Here is a 19,591-nt window from a genome sequence, read left to right as displayed (position 1 = left end):
CGATGGCGGCCAGCCCTTCCGTAATTTCCCGCGATTGTCGGAAAATGGCCGAATAGACCACAGTAATTGCGATAGCGCCGACTGGCAAAAGCGCCCGCCTCAGTTAACATGGGCGGCTATCCGCAATTATCAAGGCCGTTCCGTGTATTTGGGCCCTCCTCCTCGTTCATCTCTGTTGCTGGCGCTGTTGGTCAGCACGCCGTTGCTGGCCGACGATCTGTTCCTCGACAACCAGCCGCTGCCCCAAGTCCTCACGGCGACCCGACTCAAGCAGTCGGCCGCCGCGGTGCCTGGCAGCATGACGGTGATCGACAGCGAGCTGATCAAGGCCAGCGGCGCACGGGATATCGCCGAGTTGCTGCGCCTAGTGCCCGGGATGATGGTGGGCTACACCTCGGGCAACCAGGCTGCCGTCAATTATCACGGCACCAACGCCAGCGAAGCCCGGCGCATGCAGGTGCTGATCGATGGCCGCTCGGTGTACCGCGCCGGCCTCGCCACCGTGGACTGGAGCGATATTCCGGTAGCCATGGAGGATATCGAGCGAATCGAGGTGTTCCGTGGGCCCAATACCGTCAGCTACGGGGCCAATTCGCTGATGGCTGTGGTCAATATCCTCACCCGCTCGCCAGCCAACAGCCTGGGCACGCGGATGAAAATGACCCGGGGCGAGCGCGGGATCAACGACTGGTATGCCAGCCAGGGCCTGGGCTGGGACACCGGCAACCTGCGGCTATCGCTGTCCGGGCAACAGGACGACGGCTTCGACAGCGACCGCGTGGGCGCCGATTACCGCGATAGCCGGCGCCTCAACCGCTTCAGCCTGAAGGTCAGCCAGACCCTCGACCAGCAGCAGAGCATCGACTGGCAAATCAACGCCAAGGAAGGGACCAACCAGCGGCCGTATACCTACAAGCCGGTGTTTGCCGGGATTACCGATGGTGGCAATGATTCCGACGTCAGCGCCAAGGACTACGCCGCATCCCTGCGCTGGAACTTCGATTTCAACCCCGACCACAGCCTGTATATCCAGGGTTCGGCGCAGCAATGGGATCGCCGCCAGGTCTGGACGGCCTGTGATGCCAAGGTCTCGTTCAGCCCGGAGTTGACGCAACTGTGGCAAATGAACCCCAACTACGCTGAAAAGTTGGCGCGACATATGAAGGACTATGAAAACGGGACGCCTCCGCAAGGCTCCGCAGCAGAACAAGCGCTGGCCGAAGAAGTCCTGAAACAATGGAATAACGGCGGCAAGGAAAGTGTCTGCGGCAACATCGACCAAAGCACCAAGGAAAGCCGCTACGACCTGGAAGTCCAGGACACCCTGAGCCTGTCCGACAGCCTGCGTCTGGTCAGCGGCATGAATTACCGCTACGACCGCGCCGACTCCGACACCTACTTCAATGGCCGGCTGGACGACACCACCTGGCGCCTGTTCGGCCACCTGGAATGGCGCGCCAGCGAGCACTGGCTGTTGCAGGGTGGGGCGATGTACGAAAACACCGACCTGAGCGGCAACTCGCTGACGCCAAGGGTCGCGGTCAACTACTTGATCAACCCGCGCCACGGGTTGCGCGCGGTGTACTCCGAAGCCATCCGCTCGCCGGACATGTTCGAGAACAACGTCAACTGGAGTTATAAGGTCACAAACCTCAGCTCTCCCACCTACGGGCAGAACGTCGGCCAGTATTTCGTCAAGACCCGGGGCCCGGGCGATCTCGACAAAGAGCTGATGCGCTCCCGGGAGTTGGGCTACAACGGCTTTTTTGCCGATATCGGGCTGAACGTCGACGTCAAACTGTTCTATGACGAAATCACCGGCATGATCAGCGAGCCCTTGCGCAATAACCAATACATCGCCAGCAACAGTAACAGCTCGCGCTTTACCGGCACCGAGACCCAATTGGACTGGCACCTGAGTACCGCCGACCGCCTGCGCCTGACCTATGCTTATGTGGATGCCGACGCCAGCAACCCGCTGGACCGGCAACAGACCGCGCGCAACAGCGGTTCGGCGGGCTGGATGCGCGAATGGGGCCATGGCTGGTCCAGTGCGCTGTTCTATTATGGCAACGATGCACTCAACCAATATCGCTTTGAACGGGTCGACATGCGGGTCGCCAAACGCATCGCCCTGGGCAAGGCCAACCTGGAGCTGGCCGGCATGCTGCAACAACGCCTCGACCACCAGCCCACCACCCAGCTCGACAATAACTACGACCAGCGCCATGTGCTCTACTTCAGTGCCGAGTTAGAGTTCTGACATGAACCCTGCCCAGTCAAGGATGAGCGCCCTCTTTGGCGCCAGGTTCTGGCGCCGCTGCCTGCTGCTTGCCAGCCTGGCATTGGCCATGCCCGCGTGGAGCGCCGAAATCCTGCTGACCGCCGCCGAGGATGGCCCCGGTGTACAGGCCTTCGCCCAGGCCCTGCGCGAGCAACGTCCTGCCGACAGCGTCACGTTCAAGGCCCTGCCAGACATGCCCGCCCCCGGCCAACTGCCGGGCAGCACCCGCCTGATCCTGCTGGACCTGCCCAGCCTCGACTGGCGCCTGCAGGACACCCAGGGCCCGGCGACGCTGGTGCTGCGCATCAGCCGCCTGCAAGCCCGCGAGCGCCTGGGCAATCATGTGCCCGCCAAGATCAGCCTGTTGTGGAGCGACCCGCCGGTGGACCGGCAGTTGCGCCTGATCGCCAATATCCTGCCCCAGGCCCGGCGCATTGGCGTGCTGTACGGCAGCGATAGCGAATTCCTGCTGCCGGAGCTGCGCCAGCATGCGGCGGCCCTGGGCCTGGAAATCGTCGCCCAGCACTGGGACAACATCAACGACAGCCGCCCGCTGCTCAGCCTGTTCAAAAACAGCGATGTATTACTAGGGCTGGATGATCCGCAGTTGTACAACCCCAAAACCGTGAAAAACCTGCTGTTGAGCAGCTACGCCAGGCAATTGCCACTGATCGGGCCCAACGCCGGCTTCGTGCGGGCCGGCAGCCTGGCCAGCACCTACAGCGACCAGGCCGACTGGCTGAATGTGCTTGACCGCCTGCTCGATCGCCCGCAGTCCGGTTGGCCGCGCTCGCTGTACCCGGATCACTTCAAAGTCGTGGGCAACCCGCAAGTGGCGCGCTCGCTGGGAATCGAACAGGTGGACGAAACCGCCGTCGCGACCCGATTGGCCGAAGGGGAGAAACACCCATGACCTTGCGTCGCCGTTGGGATATCAACACCCGTACCCAGATCATCACCCTGGGCCCGGCCCTGTTGCTGACCCTGCTTTTAATCAGCTTCTTTACCTTCGTGCGGATCCAGGATCTGCGCCAGGAACTGGACCACACCGGCCAACTGATCGCCAACCAACTGGCCCCGGCCACCGAGTACGGCGTGATTTCGGGCAACAACGACGTGCTCGACAGCCTGCTGCGGGCCACCCTGGCCACGCCCCATGTGCGCTTCCTGGAAATCCAGGACAGCGCAGAAAACATCCTGGTGTACGTCGAGCAGCCCTCGGAAAAGCACGACCGCTCGCTGTCGGTAAAGATCTTCCAGGCGCCGATCCGCCTGCAGCATATCCAGCTGGGCAACGACTTTTTCCAGGACAGCACCGCGCAACCCAAGGCGCCACGGGCCGACTATCTGGGCCGGGTGATCGTCGGCATGTCCAATGACGCCTTCAGCCAGCGCCAACAGGAAATCCTCTTCAAGGCCGCAATCCTCGCACTGTTTGCCCTGCTCTTTACCTTCCTGCTGGCACGGCGCCTGGCCGCCAGCCTGTCGCAACCGATCAGCGCCATGGGCAATGCGGTCAAGGCGATCCAGCAGGGGGACTACAAGACCCCACTGCCGATTGTCGACGACTCCGAGCTGGGCGACCTGTCACGGCATATCAACAACCTCGCCGAAGGCCTGCACCACGCCAGCCGTGAACAGCAGCAGGCCATGGCCCAATTGATCCAGACACGGGAAGAGGCCGAGCGCGCCAACAGTGCCAAGTCCGACTTCCTGGCGATGATGAGCCATGAACTGCGCACACCGATGAACGGTGTGCTGGGCATGCTGCAATTGCTCGAAACCACGTCCATGACCGACGAGCAGACCGAGTACGCCGCACTGGCTTCGGAGTCCACCGAACACCTGCTCAAAGTCATCAACGATATCCTCGACTTCTCGCGTATCGAACGCTCAGCCCTGGAGCTTGAGCATATTCCGTTCAACCTGGTGGACCTGATCAACAGTTGCGCCCAGTCCTTCCAGCACAGCGCCATACAACGCGGGCTGGCCCTGGAATTGTCGATCCCGCCGGGCATGGACGCTTTGCGCGTACAGGGCGACCCGACGCGGATCCGCCAGATCCTGGTGAACCTGATCGGCAATGCGCTGAAGTTCACCGAGCAAGGCACGGTCAGCGTCGAGCCCAACTGGCAGACCCTGGACCATGAGCTGCTGTGGTTTACCTGCACGGTACGCGACACAGGGATTGGCATCTCGGCCGAGCGCCTGGAACTGATGTTCGACGCCTTTCAGCAGGCGGACAGTTCTATCTCCAGGCGTTACGGTGGCACCGGCCTGGGCCTGCCGATTGCCCGCACCCTGGCCGAGCGCATGGGCGGCACCTTGCGTGCCCAGAGCGAGGAAGGCCTGGGGTCGGTGTTCACCCTGGAAATCCCCTTGGCGATCTACCAGCAGAGCCTGCCGCAGATCGCCCCGGACACCCAGCACAAAGCCAGCGCCGGTGAAGGCCGCCATGTGTTGCTGGTGGAGGATAATCCGGTCAACCGCACCGTGGTCGAAGCCATGCTGCGCAGCCTGGGGTTCGAGGTGAGCATCGCCACCGATGGCGCCGAAGCGATTCGCAGCGCCGAAAGCCTGATTTTCACGGCGATCCTGATGGACTGCCGGCTGCCGGTGATCGACGGCTATGAAGCGACACGCCAGATCCGCCAGCTGCCCGGCTGCGCCGACCTGCCGATCATTGCCCTGACGGCCAACGCGCTACAGGGTGATCGCGAGGCATGCCTGGCCGCAGGAATGAACGATTACCTGGCCAAGCCGTTCAAACGCACGGATTTGCAGCAAATCCTGCAACGCTGGGTGCATTAGATGGGCACCATCAGCCAACTGCGACTGGCGTGAAAGACGAAAGTGCGGCAGTCTTAGGCACCCAAGCGGGCCTATAAATAAGTCCGGTTTAAAATTTCAGTGCACAAGTGTACATTCATGTCCTTGATGCTGTGACTTTCACTACAACGCAATAGTCTACCTGTAGGCTGCCGACGTGAGGCAAGCACGCTTCAGTCGGTCGGGAAGATTTACCCGGCCCTGCCGCATGGGATTATTGAGGAGCTCGCATGACCAAACAAAACGCCTTTACCCGGGAAGACCTGCTGCGCTGCAGTCGCGGTGAGCTGTTCGGCCCAGGTAACGCGCAACTGCCCGCCCCGAATATGCTGATGGTGGATCGCATCACCCATATCAGCGAAGAGGGTGGCAAGTACGGCAAAGGTGAATTGGTCGCCGAGCTGGATATCACCCCGGACCTGTGGTTCTTCGCCTGCCATTTCGAAGGCGATCCGGTCATGCCGGGCTGCCTGGGCCTTGATGCCATGTGGCAACTGGTCGGCTTCTTCCTTGGCTGGCAAGGCCTGCCGGGCCGCGGTCGCGCCCTGGGTTCGGGCGAAGTGAAGTTCTTTGGCCAGGTCCTGCCGACCGCCAAGAAAGTCACCTACAACATTCAGATCAAGCGCGTCCTCAAGGGCAAGCTGAACCTGGCCATCGCCGATGGCTCGGTGAGCGTCGACGGTCGCGAGATCTACACCGCCGAAGGCCTTCGCGTCGGCGTGTTTACTTCCACTGACAACTTTTAAGGGTTATCCGCATGCGCCGCGTCGTTATCACTGGTCTGGGCATCGTTTCGTGCCTGGGCAATGACAAAGAGACCGTCTCCGCTAACCTGCGTGCAAGTCGCCCTGGCATCCGCTTCAACCCGGAATATGCCGAAATGGGTCTGCGTAGCCAGGTTTCCGGCTCCATCGACCTCCCCCTCGAAGAACTGATCGATCGCAAGATCTATCGCTTCGTTGGCCACGCCGCAGCTTATGCCTACCTGGCCATGAAAGACGCAATCGCCGACTCCGGCCTGAGCGACGACCAGGTATCCAACGTGCGCACCGGCCTGATCGCTGGCTCCGGCGGCGCGTCGACCTTGAACCAGATGGAAGCGCTGGACATCCTGCGCGAGAAAGGCGTCAAGCGCGTTGGCCCGTACCGCGTCACGCGGACCATGGGCAGCACCGTTTCCGCGTGCCTGGCCACTCCATTCCAGATCAAGGGCGTGAACTACTCGATCTCCTCCGCCTGCGCCACCAGTGCCCACTGCATTGGTACCGCTGTCGAGCAGATCCAGTTGGGCAAGCAAGACATCGTATTCGCCGGTGGCGGTGAAGAAGAACATTGGAGCCAGTCGTTCCTGTTCGACGCCATGGGCGCACTGTCCACCCAGTACAACGAAACCCCGGAAAAAGCCTCCCGGGCCTACGATGCCAAGCGTGACGGTTTCGTCATCGCCGGCGGCGGCGGCATGGTCGTGGTCGAGGAGTTGGAACACGCTCTGGCCCGTGGCGCGAAGATCTACGCGGAAATCGTCGGCTACGGCGCCACTTCCGACGGCTACGACATGGTTGCGCCAAGCGGCGAAGGTGCCATTCGTTGCATGCAGATGGCCATGGCCACCGTCGATACGCCCATCGACTACCTGAACACCCATGGCACCTCCACTCCGGTGGGCGACTCCAAGGAAATGGAAGGCATACGTGCGGTATTCGGCGACAAGGCTCCAGCCATCAGCTCCACCAAGAGCCTGTCGGGTCACTCCCTGGGCGCTGCAGGCGTTCACGAAGCGATCTACTGCCTGCTGATGATGGAAGGCAACTTCATGGCGGGCTCGGCCAACATCGAAGAGCTGGACCCAGCCGTTGCTGATATGCCGATCCTGACCAAGACCCGTGAAGATGCCACCATCAACACGGTCATGAGCAACAGCTTCGGCTTTGGTGGCACCAATGCCACCTTGGTACTGAAACGCTGGCAGGGTAAGTAATTCCCCGCAGGTTGTGCATGTGAAAACGCCCCGACTGGTTCGGGGCGTTTTTTATTGGGCGGGGTTAATGCTGGACCGTGTCGCCTTCATCGCAGGCAAGCCAGCTCCCACATTGATCGCATTCCAACGCGGTCAAATGTGGGAGCTGGCTTGCCTGCGATGGCGATCTTCAGCCCTACACCGAAAACCGCGCCACCATGCTGTTCAGGTCCACCGCCAACCGCGACAACTCATGGCTCGCCGCACTGGTCTGATTGGCCCCCGCCGATGTCTGCATCGCCAGGTCGCGGATATTCATCAGGTTGCGGTCCACTTCCCGCGCCACCGCCGCCTGCTGCTCCGACGCGCTGGCGATCACCAGGTTGCGCTCGTTGATCAGGGTGAACGCCGAGGCAATCTCCTCCAACGCTGTGCCTGCTGACTTGGCAATGTCCAGGGTCGCACGTGCCCGGCCATTACTCTGTTGCATGGAACTGACGGCCTGATCGGTGCCCTGCTGAATCCCACCGATCATCTGTTCGATTTCCCGAGTCGATTGCTGGGTGCGATGGGCCAGGGCCCGCACTTCATCGGCGACCACCGCAAAACCCCGCCCGGCCTCGCCCGCCCGCGCCGCCTCGATCGCCGCATTCAGCGCCAGCAGATTGGTCTGTTCGGCAATGGAGCGAATCACATCCAATACCTTGCTGATGCCGTACACCTTCTGCGCCAAGTCCTCGACCTGGGTGGCATTGGCGGTCACGTCGTCGGCCAGGGACTCGATCGACAACACCGTCTGGTGCACCTGCTCGCGCCCGTGCTGGGCAATGCGATCGGACTCCCGCGAGGCCTGTGAGGTGGCTACTGCGTTACTGGCCACCTCCTCCACCGCTGCGGTCATCTGGTTGACCGCCGTGGCGGCCTGTTCGATTTCCTGGCTTTGCTGGTGCAGGCCACGGGTGGCGTCTTCGGTGACACTACTGAGTTCCTCGGAAGCAGAAGCCAGTTGGTTGGAAGAGTCGGAAATGCGCCGGATCGTCTCGCGCAGATTTTCCTGCATGCTCTTGAGCGCCTGTTGCAGGCGCGCTGGCTCGTCCTTGCCGCTGACGGTGATCTCGCCGGTCAAGTCGCCGCTGGCGACCCCCTGGGCGACCCTCACCGACTGTGCCAGTGGCAACACGATACTGCGGGTCAACAAAACGGCCAGGGCGATGGTAATCAGCGCGGTCACGGCGATCATGCCGATCACCCAGATTCGCGACTGACTGAATACCCGCTGGGCCAAGTCTGCCGCCTGGTTGGCGCTGTCCTTGTTGAGTGTGACCAGTTCGCCGAGGGTGCCGGCCAAGGCATCGGCCAGATGATTCATCTCGCCGTTGACCACCTTGATCGCCTCCTCCACCTGATTCTGCCGGGAGAACGCCATGACCTGCTCCTGGCGTTGCAGGTATTGCTGCTCCTCGACCTTGAAGCGGTCGAACAGCACTCGCTCCTGGGGCAGGACGATCAGCGCGTCATACAGCGACTGCGCGTTGTGCAGCTGCTTTTTGATATCGCTGATTTTCTGTTCATTCTGCGCCACCGCCTGCGGGTCGCGGTTGACCAGTAGACGCAAGGTCAAGGCCCGCACCCGCAGCAGGTCCTGATTCATTTCGCCGACGGCCATCACGCTGGGCAGCCAGTTGGTTTCCACCTGGTCCGATTGCTCGCGCATATTGGCCATTTGCATCAAGGCGAACCCGCCCAGCACAAACACCATCAACGCCAACAATCCAAAACCCAGGCCTGCACGCGGAGCGATATTGAGACTTCTGATACTCATTGCGCTGATTCCTTTCAAGAGCGCTGCATCCACCTGCAGCGGGTTGCTCATGAAAGGTATCGGCGTCTTCGACTTTTTGCGTAAGACGAAAACGCGATATCAAAACGCCTTTATCCAACGACTGCATGACTGTAGCGATTCAGCGCACGGTAAAGCTCTTCTGTGTCAGCAAGCGGTCACCCTGGAACACCATGAATCGCCATTCGCCCGGCACCACTTCGTGGCTTTCGGTGAACTCATAGGCCATCACGTCCTGAGGCGCACCGGGCACCAGTTTCTGGGTCACTTCGAATTTGTCATGGCGCTGGCCGTCGGCCGTGCGGATGCCGGGGGTGAAGTAGAGCAAGGTCAGCGGGGTATCTTCGGCGACCTTGCCCAGCAACTGGTAGCGCAGGCCAAACTTGGTGCCCAGCTTGGCCGGCACCTCGGTGGTGGCCTGGATCTGTTCGTTGCTGCGCCGCAATACGCGCTCGCCCGACTGCAGCTCGGCTTTGGGTCCTTCAAACACGCCGAATTCCACCGGGCCTTCGATACGGACTTCGGCACTGGCCAGGCCGCTGATCATCATCAATGCCGCCAGGGCGCTTAAACGGGTGAGGTGCATAGTGGGCTCCTTGAGTGAGATGGCGGGAGCTTATGACACCGGTATGACGGGACGATGACAAACCCGATCAGCGCGCCTTGGGCAAAATCGCGAGGAAATTGTCCCGCGCAACTTTTCGCGCAACGTCTTCAGGCAAGGCATCAAGGAAAGGATTGAAGCTACGCATTTCCTTACCCAGTTTGTTGAACCGCCCTACAACATCAGACCCCAGCATAAAGCGCTCCGGGAACCGCTCTACCAGCTTCAGCCACTCCGGCCGGGGCTTTCCCGCCTCATCCAGCAAATAGGGGTTGAGCACGCTCCAGGACAGGTCGACGTACAGGTTGGGATAGGCCTCCAGCATCCGGCTCAGGGTCGGCAGCAGGAAGTCCAGCTGTGTCTGGTGCCGGTGGATCTCCATGCTGGTGCCGGCATGGGCCCAGATAAACCGGGTGTGCGGATGATTGCGCAGCGGCTCTTCGATCTCTGCCAGATACAGAGGATTGCGCTCGCGCTTGGAGGTGATGTTGGAATGCACCAGCACCGGCAGGTCATTCTCGGCGGCCAGGTGATAGATCCGCGTCATGGCCTCGTTATTGGCCCGTGGCGTGTCGCCGGAGGTCAGCGCCGTTAGATCATCGTGGCGGGTGAAGACTTCACCGATGCCCTGCCACAGCCCTGGATTGAGGTCGAGCATGCGCTGGATATGGGCCTCGGAGTTCTTGTCGTTAGGGTTGAAGCCGCTGAGGAACGGATGGAAATACTGGCGCTGTTCGGCGGTCAGCTTGTTGACCGCAGCGGCCACGATCACATCGGTGGCGCTGTACCAATAGGCATCCGCGTCATCACCGGCGTAATAGCGCGGGCGTTTGGGCTCGTCTTCATGCCATTTCTTCGCCACGGGCACGCCGGAAATCATCACATGCTCGATGCGATTGGCCGCCATGGCCTTGAGCAGCTTGTCCATGCCTGCCGTCTCCTGGAAGAAGTCGACGTAATGCAGGTGCGCGTCGCTGTAGGCATAGTCGCGGGCGTTCACGGCCAGGCTGCTGGCGCTAAGCAAGAGGGCAAGGGTCAGGTGGGTCCAGGGCACGATAAAATCTCAATCCAGGTTAAGTGAGGTAGACCGCCGGTGACTTGCCAGGGTTCATCCGGCAAAAAACGCGGAACACTCCGATGCCAGCATGCTCTATAACTGCATGACGTTCATCCTGCCACCTTGTGAGGTTTACCATGCCCGTTATCGTCAACACGCTGAACACCGAGAACTTTCGCCATAGCGTCAACATCAATAACCACGAGCTGTTTACCGACCTGCCCAAGAGCCTGGGTGGCGACGACTCGGCGCCCTCGCCCCACGATTACTTCGACGCCGCGCTGGCCTCGTGCAAAGCCCTGACCGTCAAACTGTATGCACAGAAAAAAGACATCCCCCTGACTGGCGTGACCGTGGAAGTGACCCATGACAGCAGCGAGGAGCAAAAGGGCAAATACAAGCTCAACGTCAAGCTGACCCTCAAGGGCGTGCTCACCGACGAGCAGCGCGCTGAACTGCACCGCGTGGCCGACAAGTGCCCGGTGCATAAACTGATGACCACCGCCGAGATCAACATCGAGACCCAGCTCGCCGAAGGTGCATTCAGCCAATAACACCGGTTCCCTGTCTGGCGGGTTATGCTCAAGCCCTACGAACCCGCTCAGACAGGGATGCTCCATGACCACCGTGACCGTGATCCGCCCGCGCCCAGAAGATGTCGAAGGCCAACCTATCCTGCGCCCGCTGCCCTCGCGAGAGTGCCGCAGCGTTGGGCCCTTCGTGTTTTTCGACCATATGCTCCAGACCCGCTACGCGCCCGGCAGCGGCATGAATATCCGCCAGCATCCGCATATCGGCCTCTCTACCCTCACCTACCTGTTTGAAGGCGAACTGCTGCACAGGGACAGCCTCGGCTCCGACCAAGTGGTGCAGGCCGGCGATGTCAGCTGGATGACTGCGGGCAGCGCCATCGCCCACGTCGAACGCACGCCCGACGCGCTCAAGGCCAAGGGTTTTAACCTGCACGGCCTGCAGGTGTGGCTGGCATCGCCCAAGGCCCATGAGCAGGGCCCGGGGCATTACAGCCATCACCCCGCCACCAGCCTGCCGGTCAGCGACAACCTGGGCGTGACGATCCGCTTGATCGCCGGCAGTGGCTTCTGCCTGGAGTCACCGGTGCCCGTGCTGTCGCCGACGCTGTATGCCGAGGTTCATATGCAAACCGCCACCACCCTGCTGATTCCTGATGAACATGAGGAACGGGCGGTGTACGTGCTCGACGGTGATGCGCAGTTGGACGGCGAACCGGTGCAGGCCCATAGCCTGGTGGTGCTGCCGGCAGGCCAGAGCATGGCGCTGTTTGCCGAGACCGAATGCCACCTGGTGATCTTCGGTGGCGCGCCGCTGGACGGGCCACGGCGGATCAATTGGAATTTTGTCGCCAGTGATCCGGCGTTGATCGAACAGGCGCGCCAGCGCTGGGCGGCCGGGGATTGGCCGACGGTGCCGGGGGAAAGCGGGAGAATTGAGTTGCCATTGAGGTAGCTATCGCGGGCAAGCCCGCTCCCACATGTTGATTTGTGAACACCGTAAGTGTGGGAGCGGGCTTGCCGCGATGAGCATAGGTATCTACACAACTTTCAGAAACTGACGCCCCCCGTGGCGAGCGGGCTTGTCGGAACGCCGCATCGCCCGCGCTGGGCTGCGAAGCAGCCCCAAAAAACCCGCCGCGTTTCTTCAGGTAAACCATGATGGCAGGGTTTAGGGCTGCTTCGCAGCCCAGCGCGGGCGATGCGGCGTTCCGACAAGCCCGCTCGCCACAACTGCGCTATCTGCCTGGATTTAGGCGTTGCGGCAAAGTTGTGTAGATACCGATGCCGCGATGAAACCCTGACAGGCGCTGAAGACTCAGCCCCCGAACACTTCATCCAACAAATTATGCATCGCCTGGAACGCCCGCCCAGCCGTCTTGGCGTCGTACATCATCTTGCCCGGCACATTGGCATGGGGATCGGTGAACGAATGCACCGCGCCGCCGTAGCTGAGCAATTGCCAATCGACACCGGCCGCGTTCATCTCATCTTCAAATGCAGGCAGTTGCTCCCTGGGCACCAACGGATCGCTAGCACCATGCAACACCAGCACTGACCCCTTGATATTCTTCGCGTCCGCCGGGTTTGGCGTATCCAGGGTGCCATGGAACGACACCGCAGCCTTCAACGCCGCACCGGTACGCGCCAACTCCAAAGCGCAGCAACCACCAAAGCAGAAGCCAAAGGTCGCCAGCTTCGAGGTATCGACAGCAGCTTCGACCTGGCCTTGCAGTTGCTCAAAGGCCGCCTGCATGCGCGTGTTCAGCAGCCCACGGTCATTTTTCAACGGCATCATCGCCGCCCCGGCCTCATCGCCATTGGACGGGCGCACCTGCTGCCCATACAGATCGGCGATCAACACCACATAGCCCTTGGCGGCTACGGCCTTGGCGATCTCTTCGGCGCCGGCGCTGACGCCCATCCAGTTCGGCGCCATCAACAGGCCCGGCAGCGGGCCCTTGTGGCTGGCGTCGAAGGCCAGGCGGCTTTCATAAGGCTGGCCATCAATCTGATAGACCACGGAACGCACGGTGACTTGGCTCATCATTTACTCCAGTGAGAATGGATTAACGCGGTTCCCTGTAGGAGACAAGCTCGCGCCTACAGCAGAGCCATAACGAAAAACCCCGCCGAAGCGGGGTTTTCTTGCAGCGTTGTTAAACCGACAGTTCAACCAACAGCTTGTTCAGTCGGCGCACATAAGCGGCCGGGTCTTTCAAGCTGTCCCCTGCAGCCAGGGCCGCCTGGTCGAAGAGGATGTGCGACAAGTCGCCAAAGCGCTCTTCACTCTGCTCGCCGTCGAGTTTCTCGATCAGCGGGTGAGCCGGGTTGAATTCGAAGATCGGCTTGGAATCCGGCACCTTCTGCCCGCTGGCTTCGAGGATCTGGCGCATCTGCATGCCCAGGTCCTGCTCGCCGATGGCCAGGATCGCCGGGGAATCGGTCAGACGGTGGGAAACCCGCACTTCGCTGACAGCATCGCCCAGGGCGGTCTTGATGCGTTCAACCAGGCCTTCCTTGGACTTGGCCACTTCTTCAGCGGCTTTTTTGTCCTCTTCCGAATCCAGGTTACCCAGGTCCAGGTCACCACGGGCCACGTCGACAAAGGATTTGCCGTCGAACTCGCTGAGATAGCTCATCAGCCACTCGTCGATACGGTCGGTCAGCAGCAGCACTTCGATGCCTTTCTTGCGGAAGACTTCCAGGTGCGGGCTGTTCTTGACCTGGGCGTAGGTTTCGCCAGTCAGGTAGTAGATCTTGTCCTGACCTTCCTTGGCGCGCGCCAGGTACTCGGCCAGGGACACAACCTGCTCGCCGTCTTCACCTTGAGTCGAGGCAAAACGCAGCAGGCCGGCGATTTTTTCCTTGTTGGCAAAATCTTCCGCCGGGCCTTCTTTCATGACCTGGCCGAAGTTTTTCCAGAAGCCTTTGTATTGCTCAGGCTCGTTCTTCGCCAGCTTTTCCAGCATGTCCAGCACACGCTTGGTCAACGCCGACTTCATGGAGTCGATGATCGGGTCTTTCTGCAGGATTTCCCGCGACACGTTCAGCGACAGGTCGTTGGAGTCCACCACGCCCTTGATAAAGCGCAGGTACAGCGGCAGGAAGGACTCCGCCTGATCCATCACGAATACGCGCTGTACGTACAGCTTCAGGCCCTTGGGCGCTTCGCGCTGGTACAGGTCGAACGGAGCACGGGCCGGGACGTACAGCAGCGAGCTGTATTCCAGCTTGCCTTCAACCTTGTTGTGGCTCCAGCTCAGCGGGTTTTCGTAGTCATGGGCGATGTGCTTGTAGAACTCCTGGTATTCCTCGTCCTTCACTTCAGTGCGCGGACGGGTCCACAGGGCGCTGGCGCGGTTGACCACTTCCCATTCCTGGGCTGGGGTCTCCTCGCCTTCGACAGCCGCTTGTTCTTTCGGCAATTCGATGGGCAGCGCGATATGGTCGGAGTACTTCTTGATGATGTTGCGCAGGCGCCAGCCATCGGCGAATTCGTCTTCACCGGCCTTGAGGTGCAGCACGATACGGGTACCGCGGTCAGCCTTATCAACGGTGGCGATTTCGAATTCGCCCTCGCCTTTGGAGGACCAGTGCACGCCTTCGCTGGCATCAAGACCGGCGCGGCGGCTGAACACTTCAACTTTGTCGGCGACGATAAAGGCCGAATAGAAGCCCACGCCGAACTGGCCGATCAGGTGCGAATCTTTCTTCTGGTCGCCCGAGAGGTTCTTCATGAAATCGGCGGTGCCGGATTTGGCGATGGTGCCCAAATGGGTAATCGCGTCTTCACGGCTCATGCCGATGCCGTTGTCTTCGAGGGTGACGGTCTTGGCGTCCTTGTCGAAGCTCACACGGATTTTCAGTTCCGCGCCACCTTCCAGCAACTCAGGCTTGGACAGGGCTTCGAAACGTAATTTGTCGACAGCGTCAGAGGCGTTCGAGATCAATTCGCGAAGGAAGATTTCCTTGTTGGAATACAGCGAATGGATCATGAGGTGCAGCAGCTGCTTCACCTCGGTCTGGAAGCCCAGGGTTTCCTTTTGAGTTTCCACACTCATGGTCATCAAACTCCAATTGGATGGCAGTGGCCGCGCCCGAGAGGGTTGGCGGCGGGTTGTCATCAAAGTTGGGGGCTAAGACCAGGATTTCAAGGGTGGCCCTGCTCCTGAATCTTGAAATGCGCACGAGCGGTGGCGATAGGCTCGGCCGGGGTGCTTTGCCAGGCGGTGATTGCCACATTGGCCACACGCCGTCCCTGACGCCATACCTGGCAGGTGGCGTAAGTGTCGCGAAACTGCCCGGCCCGTAGGTAATCCAGGGAAAAATCGACGATCTTGGGCAGGCCTTTTTCAACCCCCGGGGCCTGCGTGGCCACCCATAGATGAAAGGCCGCCGACAACTCCATAAAGCCTGCGATCACGCCACCATGGATAGCTGGCAATATCGGGTTACCAATATTGTCCTTGTTGGCCGGCATGCGGAACAACAACTCATCCCCCAGGCGCGTGCACTCGACGCCGATCAGTCGGGCGTAGGGAATCAGCTCGAGCAACGCCTTATAGTCGCCGCGTTGGTGGGCCTGCTGCATCCGGGTCTTGAATTGATGGGTCATGCCTGTTCTCCCTTGATGCTGCTGCCCAATCCCTTGGTACCCTTCAACCGTTTGCCCATACGCATGAACGTACCCACCACATGGGCAATCGGCTGCTGGGGGTCGTCCTGGTAGGCAAAACCACGGGTGAAAATCACATCGCTGGTCACTCGATAACATTGGGCAAAGCCGAACACCGTCTTGTGAGGTTCGGCCGGGTGCATGTAGTCAATGCGCAGATCCAGGGTCGGGCAGACCTCGAACTCCGGCAACACGCACAGGGTTGCCATGCCACAAGCCGTGTCCATCAGCGAGGTCAAGGCGCCGCCATGGATGATCCCGGTTTGTGGATCGCCGACGATCTGCGGGCTGTAGGGCAAGCGCAGGGTCATGCCCTCGGCGTTTGCATCATGCACCTCGATGCCCAGCACCTGACAGTGACGCAGGGCCGAGACAAACCGTGCGGCACGCTCTAAAAGGGGGCTATCGGTCATTGGATAAAGACTCTTATTAGTAGTGATCCGGCGAAAGAAATACCCCGGAAGAAAGTTCCTTGGCGAAACGTCTTATATATCTGTGGGATTAAAGGAACTAATGCAGGCACCCCATGCTCGAAAGGCCAGTAGATATCTTCAATAAGGAGAAACACCCCATGCGCAAGACTTTCGCTGTTTCCTTGATGTTGGCTGCCGCCCTTGGCCTCGCTGCCTGCGATAAAAAATCCGAGGACAAAGCTCAGGATGCCAACCAGCATGCTGAACAAGCTCAAGAAAAAATGAGCGAAGCTCAGGATAAAGTGAACGACGCTGCAAAAGAAAACGCCGAAGCCGCCAAAGCCCAAGCTGAATCTGACGCAGCCGCCGCTAAAGAAGCTGCTCCAGCTACACCTGCAACCGGTTCCTGATACCGCGGTTTAAATACCATGTTGCAAAAGAAAGCCCGCTTAAATAGCGGGCTTTACTTTGTGCGGGACTTTTATCAGATCAGCAAAGTGCGAAATGTAGGACTAACCATCAACAATAGTGAGCAAAGCAACCCCACCAACCACACCAGGCTGCGTTGCCAGGCCAAGTCGGCCCAATAGCAGGCCAGATAGATTACCCGCGCAATCACAAAGATGATCGCCAGCCAGTCAATCAGGTAGCCCTGGGTCTGGGTGGTATGAGCCATCAAGACTCCCACCGCAAACAAGATAAAAGCTTCAAAACTGTTTTGATGCGCAGCCACTGCCCGCGCGCCGAAGCCGGTCAACTGTGCCTGTTGGTGGCGTGGAAGGTGGTTGTCATACCCCCCCTGCTCTTTCATGGCCTTGCCCACCGGCATGCGCGCCACGAAAATCAGCAGTGCGCTGATAAATACACACCAGAACGGAATATTCACGATATTGCCTCCTTGGGCGCTTCAGGCATCGGTGCCTCTGTAGGGGTATAGACCATCACCTCCAGAACGTCAGAATGAAATTCGCGCCGGTACAGTACCAGCACCACCCCGCTGCTCATCAGCATGAACAGCCAGGGGCTGACAAACCAGGCAAGCATGGTCATGCCGAAGTAATAGGAACGCAGACCGAAGTTGAACTGGTTGGCAGCCATCGAGATCACCCGCGCCGCCCGCGAGGCAAACGCCTTGCGCTCCTGCTCGGAGACGTGACGCTCACCGACCATCGGCGCCGAGCCAATCAGGATCGCCGCGAAGTTGTACTGGCGCATGCACCAACTGAAAGTAAAGAAGGCATAGACAAACACCAGGGCCAGGCACAGCAGCTTGATCTCCGACATGCCCTGGGATGCCTGTTGCACCATGGGAATGTCCGCCAGCAGCGATACCGCGCGCTCCGAAGCCCCCAGCACGGTGAGGATACCGGCGAGGATGATCAGGGTACTGGAGGCGAAGAACGAGGCGTTGCGCTCCAGGTTACCGATCACACTGGCGTCGGCGATGCGGTTGTCCCGCAGGAGCATGCGGCGCATCCAGTCCTCGCGATACAGGTGCAACACACTGGCAAGACAAGCAGTGTCCCGGGCTTTCCAACTGGCGTAGCGGGTATAGCCGCCCCAGCAGATGACGAACCATAGCGCGGCAAGCAAGTGAATCAGGTTGGCTTCGACGAACGACATGCGGGTCCTCTGAACAATAGGGCTGGCTAACTCGGTCAATGTGGGCGCTGGCTTGCCGGCGATGGCGTCCTTTCAGTCAGTATCAGGCCGACCGATATACCGCTATCGCTGGCAAGCCGGCTCCTACACCAACCGCGCTTGAGCTTTAGAATTGCGTACCCGTTCGACGTTAGCCCACAAAAAAAGACACTGCCCATCGCCCATAAAAAATGCCCCGGATCGATTGATACGGGGCATTTCGATGTCAGCGTGTAACGGGGCGCTTTAGGCGATGGCTTCGCTGCGTTTGCCCAGCATACGGTCAACCCCGAATGCCGCCACCAGGGTAATCACACAAGGCACCAGCCATGCCAGGCCTTGTTCGCTCAATGGCAGGTTAGCCATTTGCGCAGGCATCCAACCGGCCAGGCCGGCGCCCTTGAGCGCGTCGATGGTACCGAAGATGAACGACACCAGCATCACCGGGCCAAGGATGCGGCCATGCTCATGCCAGAAGTCCTTGCAGAAGCTCAAGGCCACCAGGACGATGCACGGCGGGTAGATGGCGGTCAGGACCGGGATCGAGAACGCGATCAGCTTGGTCAGGCCCAGGTTGGAGACCAACAGCGAGAACGCCGCCAGGATCACTACCAGGGTCTTGTAGGACAGTGGCAGCACCCGGCTGAAGTACTCGGCGCAGGCACAGGTCAGGCCCACCGCCGTGACCAGGCACGCCAGGGAGATCAGCACGGCGAGGAAACCGCTGCCCAGGGAGCCGAAGGTGTGTTGCACATAAGCGTGCAATACCGCCGCGCCGTTGGCTGCGCCGGCGGCCACTTCATGGCTGCCCGAACCGAGACGGAACAGGCTGATGTACACCAGCGCCAGGCCCACACCGGCAATCAGCCCGGCAATGATTGCGTAGCGGGTGATCAACTGTGGAGACTCGACGCCACGGGAGCGAATGGCATTGACGATGACGATGCCAAACACCAGCGCGCCCAGGGTATCCATGGTCAGGTAGCCATTGATGAAGCCTTGGGAAAACGGTGCGGCGACGTACTCAGGCGTAGCAACGCCGATATCACCTGCCGGCAGGGCAAAGGCCGCGATACCCAGTACCGCCAGCGCAATGATCTTCAATGGCGCGAGGAAACGGCCGACGGTATCCAGCAGGCGCCCTGGGTACAGGGAGATGAAGAACACCAGCAGGAAGTACACCGAGCTGTAGAGGAACAGGGCCAGCGGGCTTTCACCGGTCAATGGCGCCAGGCCTACTTCGAACGAGACCGTTGCAGTACGTGGCGTGGCGAACAGCGGGCCGACAGCCAGGTAGCACGCTGCAGCCAGGATGCCACCGGCGACCTTGCCGATGGGGCTGCTCAATGCGTCCATGCCACCGCCGACCTTGGCCAGGGCGATGACCGTGACGACCGGCAGGCCGACCGCAGTGATCAGGAAGCCCAGTGCTGCCATCCAGACATGAGGCCCGGACTGCAAACCGACGATAGGCGGGAAGATGATGTTGCCGGCGCCCACGAACAGGGCAAAAGTCATAAAGCCCAACGCCAGGATGTCCTGGCTTTTCAACACTTTCATTTGAGGAAATACCACACTACTGAATCGGAATTTAGAGAGGGATTCCCTATGGATGAGGGAAATGCTACCGGCCCTTATGGGGACCGGCCGGTCTAGCACGCGGCTTCCTTTTGGGATGCTGGCACATAAAGAGGCGGCTAGCGTACAGAATTTGCCTGACAAACGCACTGTTGCGGGGCGCACTGTCCGATAAGCGAC

General features: G+C 60.3%; 18 protein-coding genes. 8 read left to right on the top strand and 10 right to left on the bottom strand.

Features of this window, described 5'->3' with window-relative positions; all coding sequences use genetic code 11:
• Window positions 1-142 precede the first annotated feature (142 nt).
• The 5 genes from C5F71_RS21360 to fabB all read left to right on the top strand — a co-directional run bounded on the left by C5F71_RS21360 (window position 143) and on the right by fabB (window position 7,091).
• The gene (locus tag C5F71_RS21360; RefSeq protein ID WP_104911879.1) at window positions 143-2,263 is read left to right on the top strand and encodes a TonB-dependent siderophore receptor; all 2,121 of its coding nucleotides are present in this window, start codon (window positions 143-145) and stop codon (window positions 2,261-2,263) included.
• Window position 2,264: 1 nt separating this feature from the next.
• Entirely contained in the window at window positions 2,265-3,197 is a 933-nt protein-coding gene (locus tag C5F71_RS21355) for an ABC transporter substrate-binding protein (protein ID WP_256587951.1), read from the top strand.
• Window positions 3,194-5,095, top strand: coding sequence for an ATP-binding protein (locus C5F71_RS21350; protein WP_070995396.1), 1,902 nt, complete (start codon window positions 3,194-3,196; stop codon window positions 5,093-5,095). The genes C5F71_RS21355 and C5F71_RS21350 overlap by 4 nt, the downstream gene beginning before the upstream one ends.
• Before the next feature lie 248 nt (window positions 5,096-5,343).
• Window positions 5,344-5,859: a 3-hydroxyacyl-[acyl-carrier-protein] dehydratase FabA gene (gene fabA, locus C5F71_RS21345; RefSeq protein WP_010211704.1), complete on the top strand. Its 516-nt coding sequence runs from the start codon at window positions 5,344-5,346 to the stop codon at window positions 5,857-5,859.
• A gap of 11 nt (window positions 5,860-5,870) precedes the next feature.
• On the top strand, window positions 5,871-7,091 hold the full coding sequence (gene fabB, locus C5F71_RS21340) for a beta-ketoacyl-ACP synthase I (RefSeq protein ID WP_029292709.1): 1,221 nt from the start codon (window positions 5,871-5,873) through the stop codon (window positions 7,089-7,091).
• Window positions 7,092-7,266: 175 nt separating this feature from the next.
• Here fabB and C5F71_RS21335 read toward each other — a convergent pair whose 3' ends face one another.
• From C5F71_RS21335 to C5F71_RS21325, 3 genes are all read right to left on the bottom strand, one after another.
• Window positions 7,267-8,892, bottom strand: coding sequence for a methyl-accepting chemotaxis protein (locus C5F71_RS21335; protein ID WP_092234671.1), 1,626 nt, complete (start codon window positions 8,890-8,892; stop codon window positions 7,267-7,269).
• A gap of 139 nt (window positions 8,893-9,031) precedes the next feature.
• Window positions 9,032-9,496 carry a DUF3859 domain-containing protein gene (locus tag C5F71_RS21330; protein ID WP_070995398.1) on the bottom strand — a complete coding sequence of 155 codons (465 nt, stop codon included), beginning with the start codon at window positions 9,494-9,496 and terminating at the stop codon, window positions 9,032-9,034.
• A 67-nt stretch (window positions 9,497-9,563) separates the two neighbouring features.
• The gene (locus C5F71_RS21325; RefSeq protein ID WP_104911877.1) at window positions 9,564-10,568 is read right to left on the bottom strand and encodes an amidohydrolase family protein; all 1,005 of its coding nucleotides are present in this window, start codon (window positions 10,566-10,568) and stop codon (window positions 9,564-9,566) included.
• A gap of 140 nt (window positions 10,569-10,708) precedes the next feature.
• Between C5F71_RS21325 and C5F71_RS21320 the strand changes: the two genes are divergently transcribed.
• The gene (locus tag C5F71_RS21320) at window positions 10,709-11,125 is read left to right on the top strand and encodes an OsmC family protein (protein ID WP_029292701.1); all 417 of its coding nucleotides are present in this window, start codon (window positions 10,709-10,711) and stop codon (window positions 11,123-11,125) included.
• A gap of 64 nt (window positions 11,126-11,189) precedes the next feature.
• Entirely contained in the window at window positions 11,190-12,056 is an 867-nt protein-coding gene (locus C5F71_RS21315; protein ID WP_029292699.1) for a pirin family protein, read from the top strand.
• Window positions 12,057-12,419: 363 nt separating this feature from the next.
• Here C5F71_RS21315 and C5F71_RS21310 read toward each other — a convergent pair whose 3' ends face one another.
• The 4 genes from C5F71_RS21310 to C5F71_RS21295 form a co-directional block, all read right to left on the bottom strand.
• A complete protein-coding gene (locus tag C5F71_RS21310) occupies window positions 12,420-13,148 on the bottom strand; it encodes a dienelactone hydrolase family protein (RefSeq protein ID WP_104911876.1) in 729 nt (242 codons plus the stop codon).
• A gap of 112 nt (window positions 13,149-13,260) precedes the next feature.
• Window positions 13,261-15,165, bottom strand: a complete 1,905-nt coding sequence (gene htpG, locus C5F71_RS21305) for a molecular chaperone HtpG (protein ID WP_029292695.1) — start codon at window positions 15,163-15,165, stop codon at window positions 13,261-13,263.
• Between the two features lie 89 nt (window positions 15,166-15,254).
• Window positions 15,255-15,719: a PaaI family thioesterase gene (locus C5F71_RS21300; protein ID WP_092234656.1), complete on the bottom strand. Its 465-nt coding sequence runs from the start codon at window positions 15,717-15,719 to the stop codon at window positions 15,255-15,257.
• Window positions 15,716-16,192: a PaaI family thioesterase gene (locus tag C5F71_RS21295; RefSeq protein ID WP_070995402.1), complete on the bottom strand. Its 477-nt coding sequence runs from the start codon at window positions 16,190-16,192 to the stop codon at window positions 15,716-15,718. Before C5F71_RS21295 ends, C5F71_RS21300 begins: the two co-directional genes overlap by 4 nt.
• Window positions 16,193-16,350: 158 nt before the next feature.
• On the opposite strand from C5F71_RS21295, the gene C5F71_RS21290 reads away from it, so the two are divergent.
• The gene (locus C5F71_RS21290; RefSeq protein WP_029292691.1) at window positions 16,351-16,602 is read left to right on the top strand and encodes a hypothetical protein; all 252 of its coding nucleotides are present in this window, start codon (window positions 16,351-16,353) and stop codon (window positions 16,600-16,602) included.
• Between the two features lie 74 nt (window positions 16,603-16,676).
• Here the strand turns inward: C5F71_RS21290 and C5F71_RS21285 are convergent, their stop codons facing one another.
• The 3 genes from C5F71_RS21285 to brnQ form a co-directional block, all read right to left on the bottom strand.
• The gene (locus C5F71_RS21285; protein ID WP_104911875.1) at window positions 16,677-17,078 is read right to left on the bottom strand and encodes an MAPEG family protein; all 402 of its coding nucleotides are present in this window, start codon (window positions 17,076-17,078) and stop codon (window positions 16,677-16,679) included.
• Window positions 17,075-17,815, bottom strand: coding sequence for a DUF599 domain-containing protein (locus C5F71_RS21280; RefSeq protein ID WP_029292689.1), 741 nt, complete (start codon window positions 17,813-17,815; stop codon window positions 17,075-17,077). The genes C5F71_RS21285 and C5F71_RS21280 overlap by 4 nt, the downstream gene beginning before the upstream one ends.
• A 264-nt stretch (window positions 17,816-18,079) precedes the next feature.
• A complete protein-coding gene (brnQ, locus tag C5F71_RS21275; RefSeq protein WP_029292687.1) occupies window positions 18,080-19,393 on the bottom strand; it encodes a branched-chain amino acid transport system II carrier protein in 1,314 nt (437 codons plus the stop codon).
• Window positions 19,394-19,591: the final 198 nt, after the last annotated feature.

It is taken from the genome of Pseudomonas sp. LG1D9 (assembly GCF_002949995.1).
GTDB classification, from domain to species: domain Bacteria; phylum Pseudomonadota; class Gammaproteobacteria; order Pseudomonadales; family Pseudomonadaceae; genus Aquipseudomonas; species Aquipseudomonas proteolytica.
This window is presented reverse-complemented; position numbering and strand designations above follow the sequence as displayed.

Excerpts from the sequence above, each read along its gene's own strand:
- brnQ (WP_029292687.1), bottom strand. The coding sequence starts at position 19,393 with ATGAAAGTGTTGAAAAGCCAGGACATCCTGGCGTTGGGCTTTATGACT.
- C5F71_RS21290 (WP_029292691.1), top strand. The coding sequence starts at position 16,351 with ATGCGCAAGACTTTCGCTGTTTCCTTGATGTTGGCTGCCGCCCTTGGC.
- C5F71_RS21295 (WP_070995402.1), bottom strand. The coding sequence starts at position 16,192 with ATGACCGATAGCCCCCTTTTAGAGCGTGCCGCACGGTTTGTCTCGGCC.
- C5F71_RS21330 (WP_070995398.1), bottom strand. The coding sequence starts at position 9,496 with ATGCACCTCACCCGTTTAAGCGCCCTGGCGGCATTGATGATGATCAGC.
- C5F71_RS21355 (WP_256587951.1), top strand. The coding sequence starts at position 2,265 with ATGAACCCTGCCCAGTCAAGGATGAGCGCCCTCTTTGGCGCCAGGTTC.
- fabB (WP_029292709.1), top strand. The coding sequence starts at position 5,871 with ATGCGCCGCGTCGTTATCACTGGTCTGGGCATCGTTTCGTGCCTGGGC.
- fabA (WP_010211704.1), top strand. The coding sequence starts at position 5,344 with ATGACCAAACAAAACGCCTTTACCCGGGAAGACCTGCTGCGCTGCAGT.
- C5F71_RS21310 (WP_104911876.1), bottom strand. The coding sequence starts at position 13,148 with ATGAGCCAAGTCACCGTGCGTTCCGTGGTCTATCAGATTGATGGCCAG.
- C5F71_RS21280 (WP_029292689.1), bottom strand. The coding sequence starts at position 17,815 with ATGTCGTTCGTCGAAGCCAACCTGATTCACTTGCTTGCCGCGCTATGG.
- C5F71_RS21335 (WP_092234671.1), bottom strand. The coding sequence starts at position 8,892 with ATGAGTATCAGAAGTCTCAATATCGCTCCGCGTGCAGGCCTGGGTTTT.
- C5F71_RS21320 (WP_029292701.1), top strand. The coding sequence starts at position 10,709 with ATGCCCGTTATCGTCAACACGCTGAACACCGAGAACTTTCGCCATAGC.
- C5F71_RS21350 (WP_070995396.1), top strand. The coding sequence starts at position 3,194 with ATGACCTTGCGTCGCCGTTGGGATATCAACACCCGTACCCAGATCATC.
- C5F71_RS21300 (WP_092234656.1), bottom strand. The coding sequence starts at position 15,719 with ATGACCCATCAATTCAAGACCCGGATGCAGCAGGCCCACCAACGCGGC.
- htpG (WP_029292695.1), bottom strand. The coding sequence starts at position 15,165 with ATGAGTGTGGAAACTCAAAAGGAAACCCTGGGCTTCCAGACCGAGGTG.
- C5F71_RS21315 (WP_029292699.1), top strand. The coding sequence starts at position 11,190 with ATGACCACCGTGACCGTGATCCGCCCGCGCCCAGAAGATGTCGAAGGC.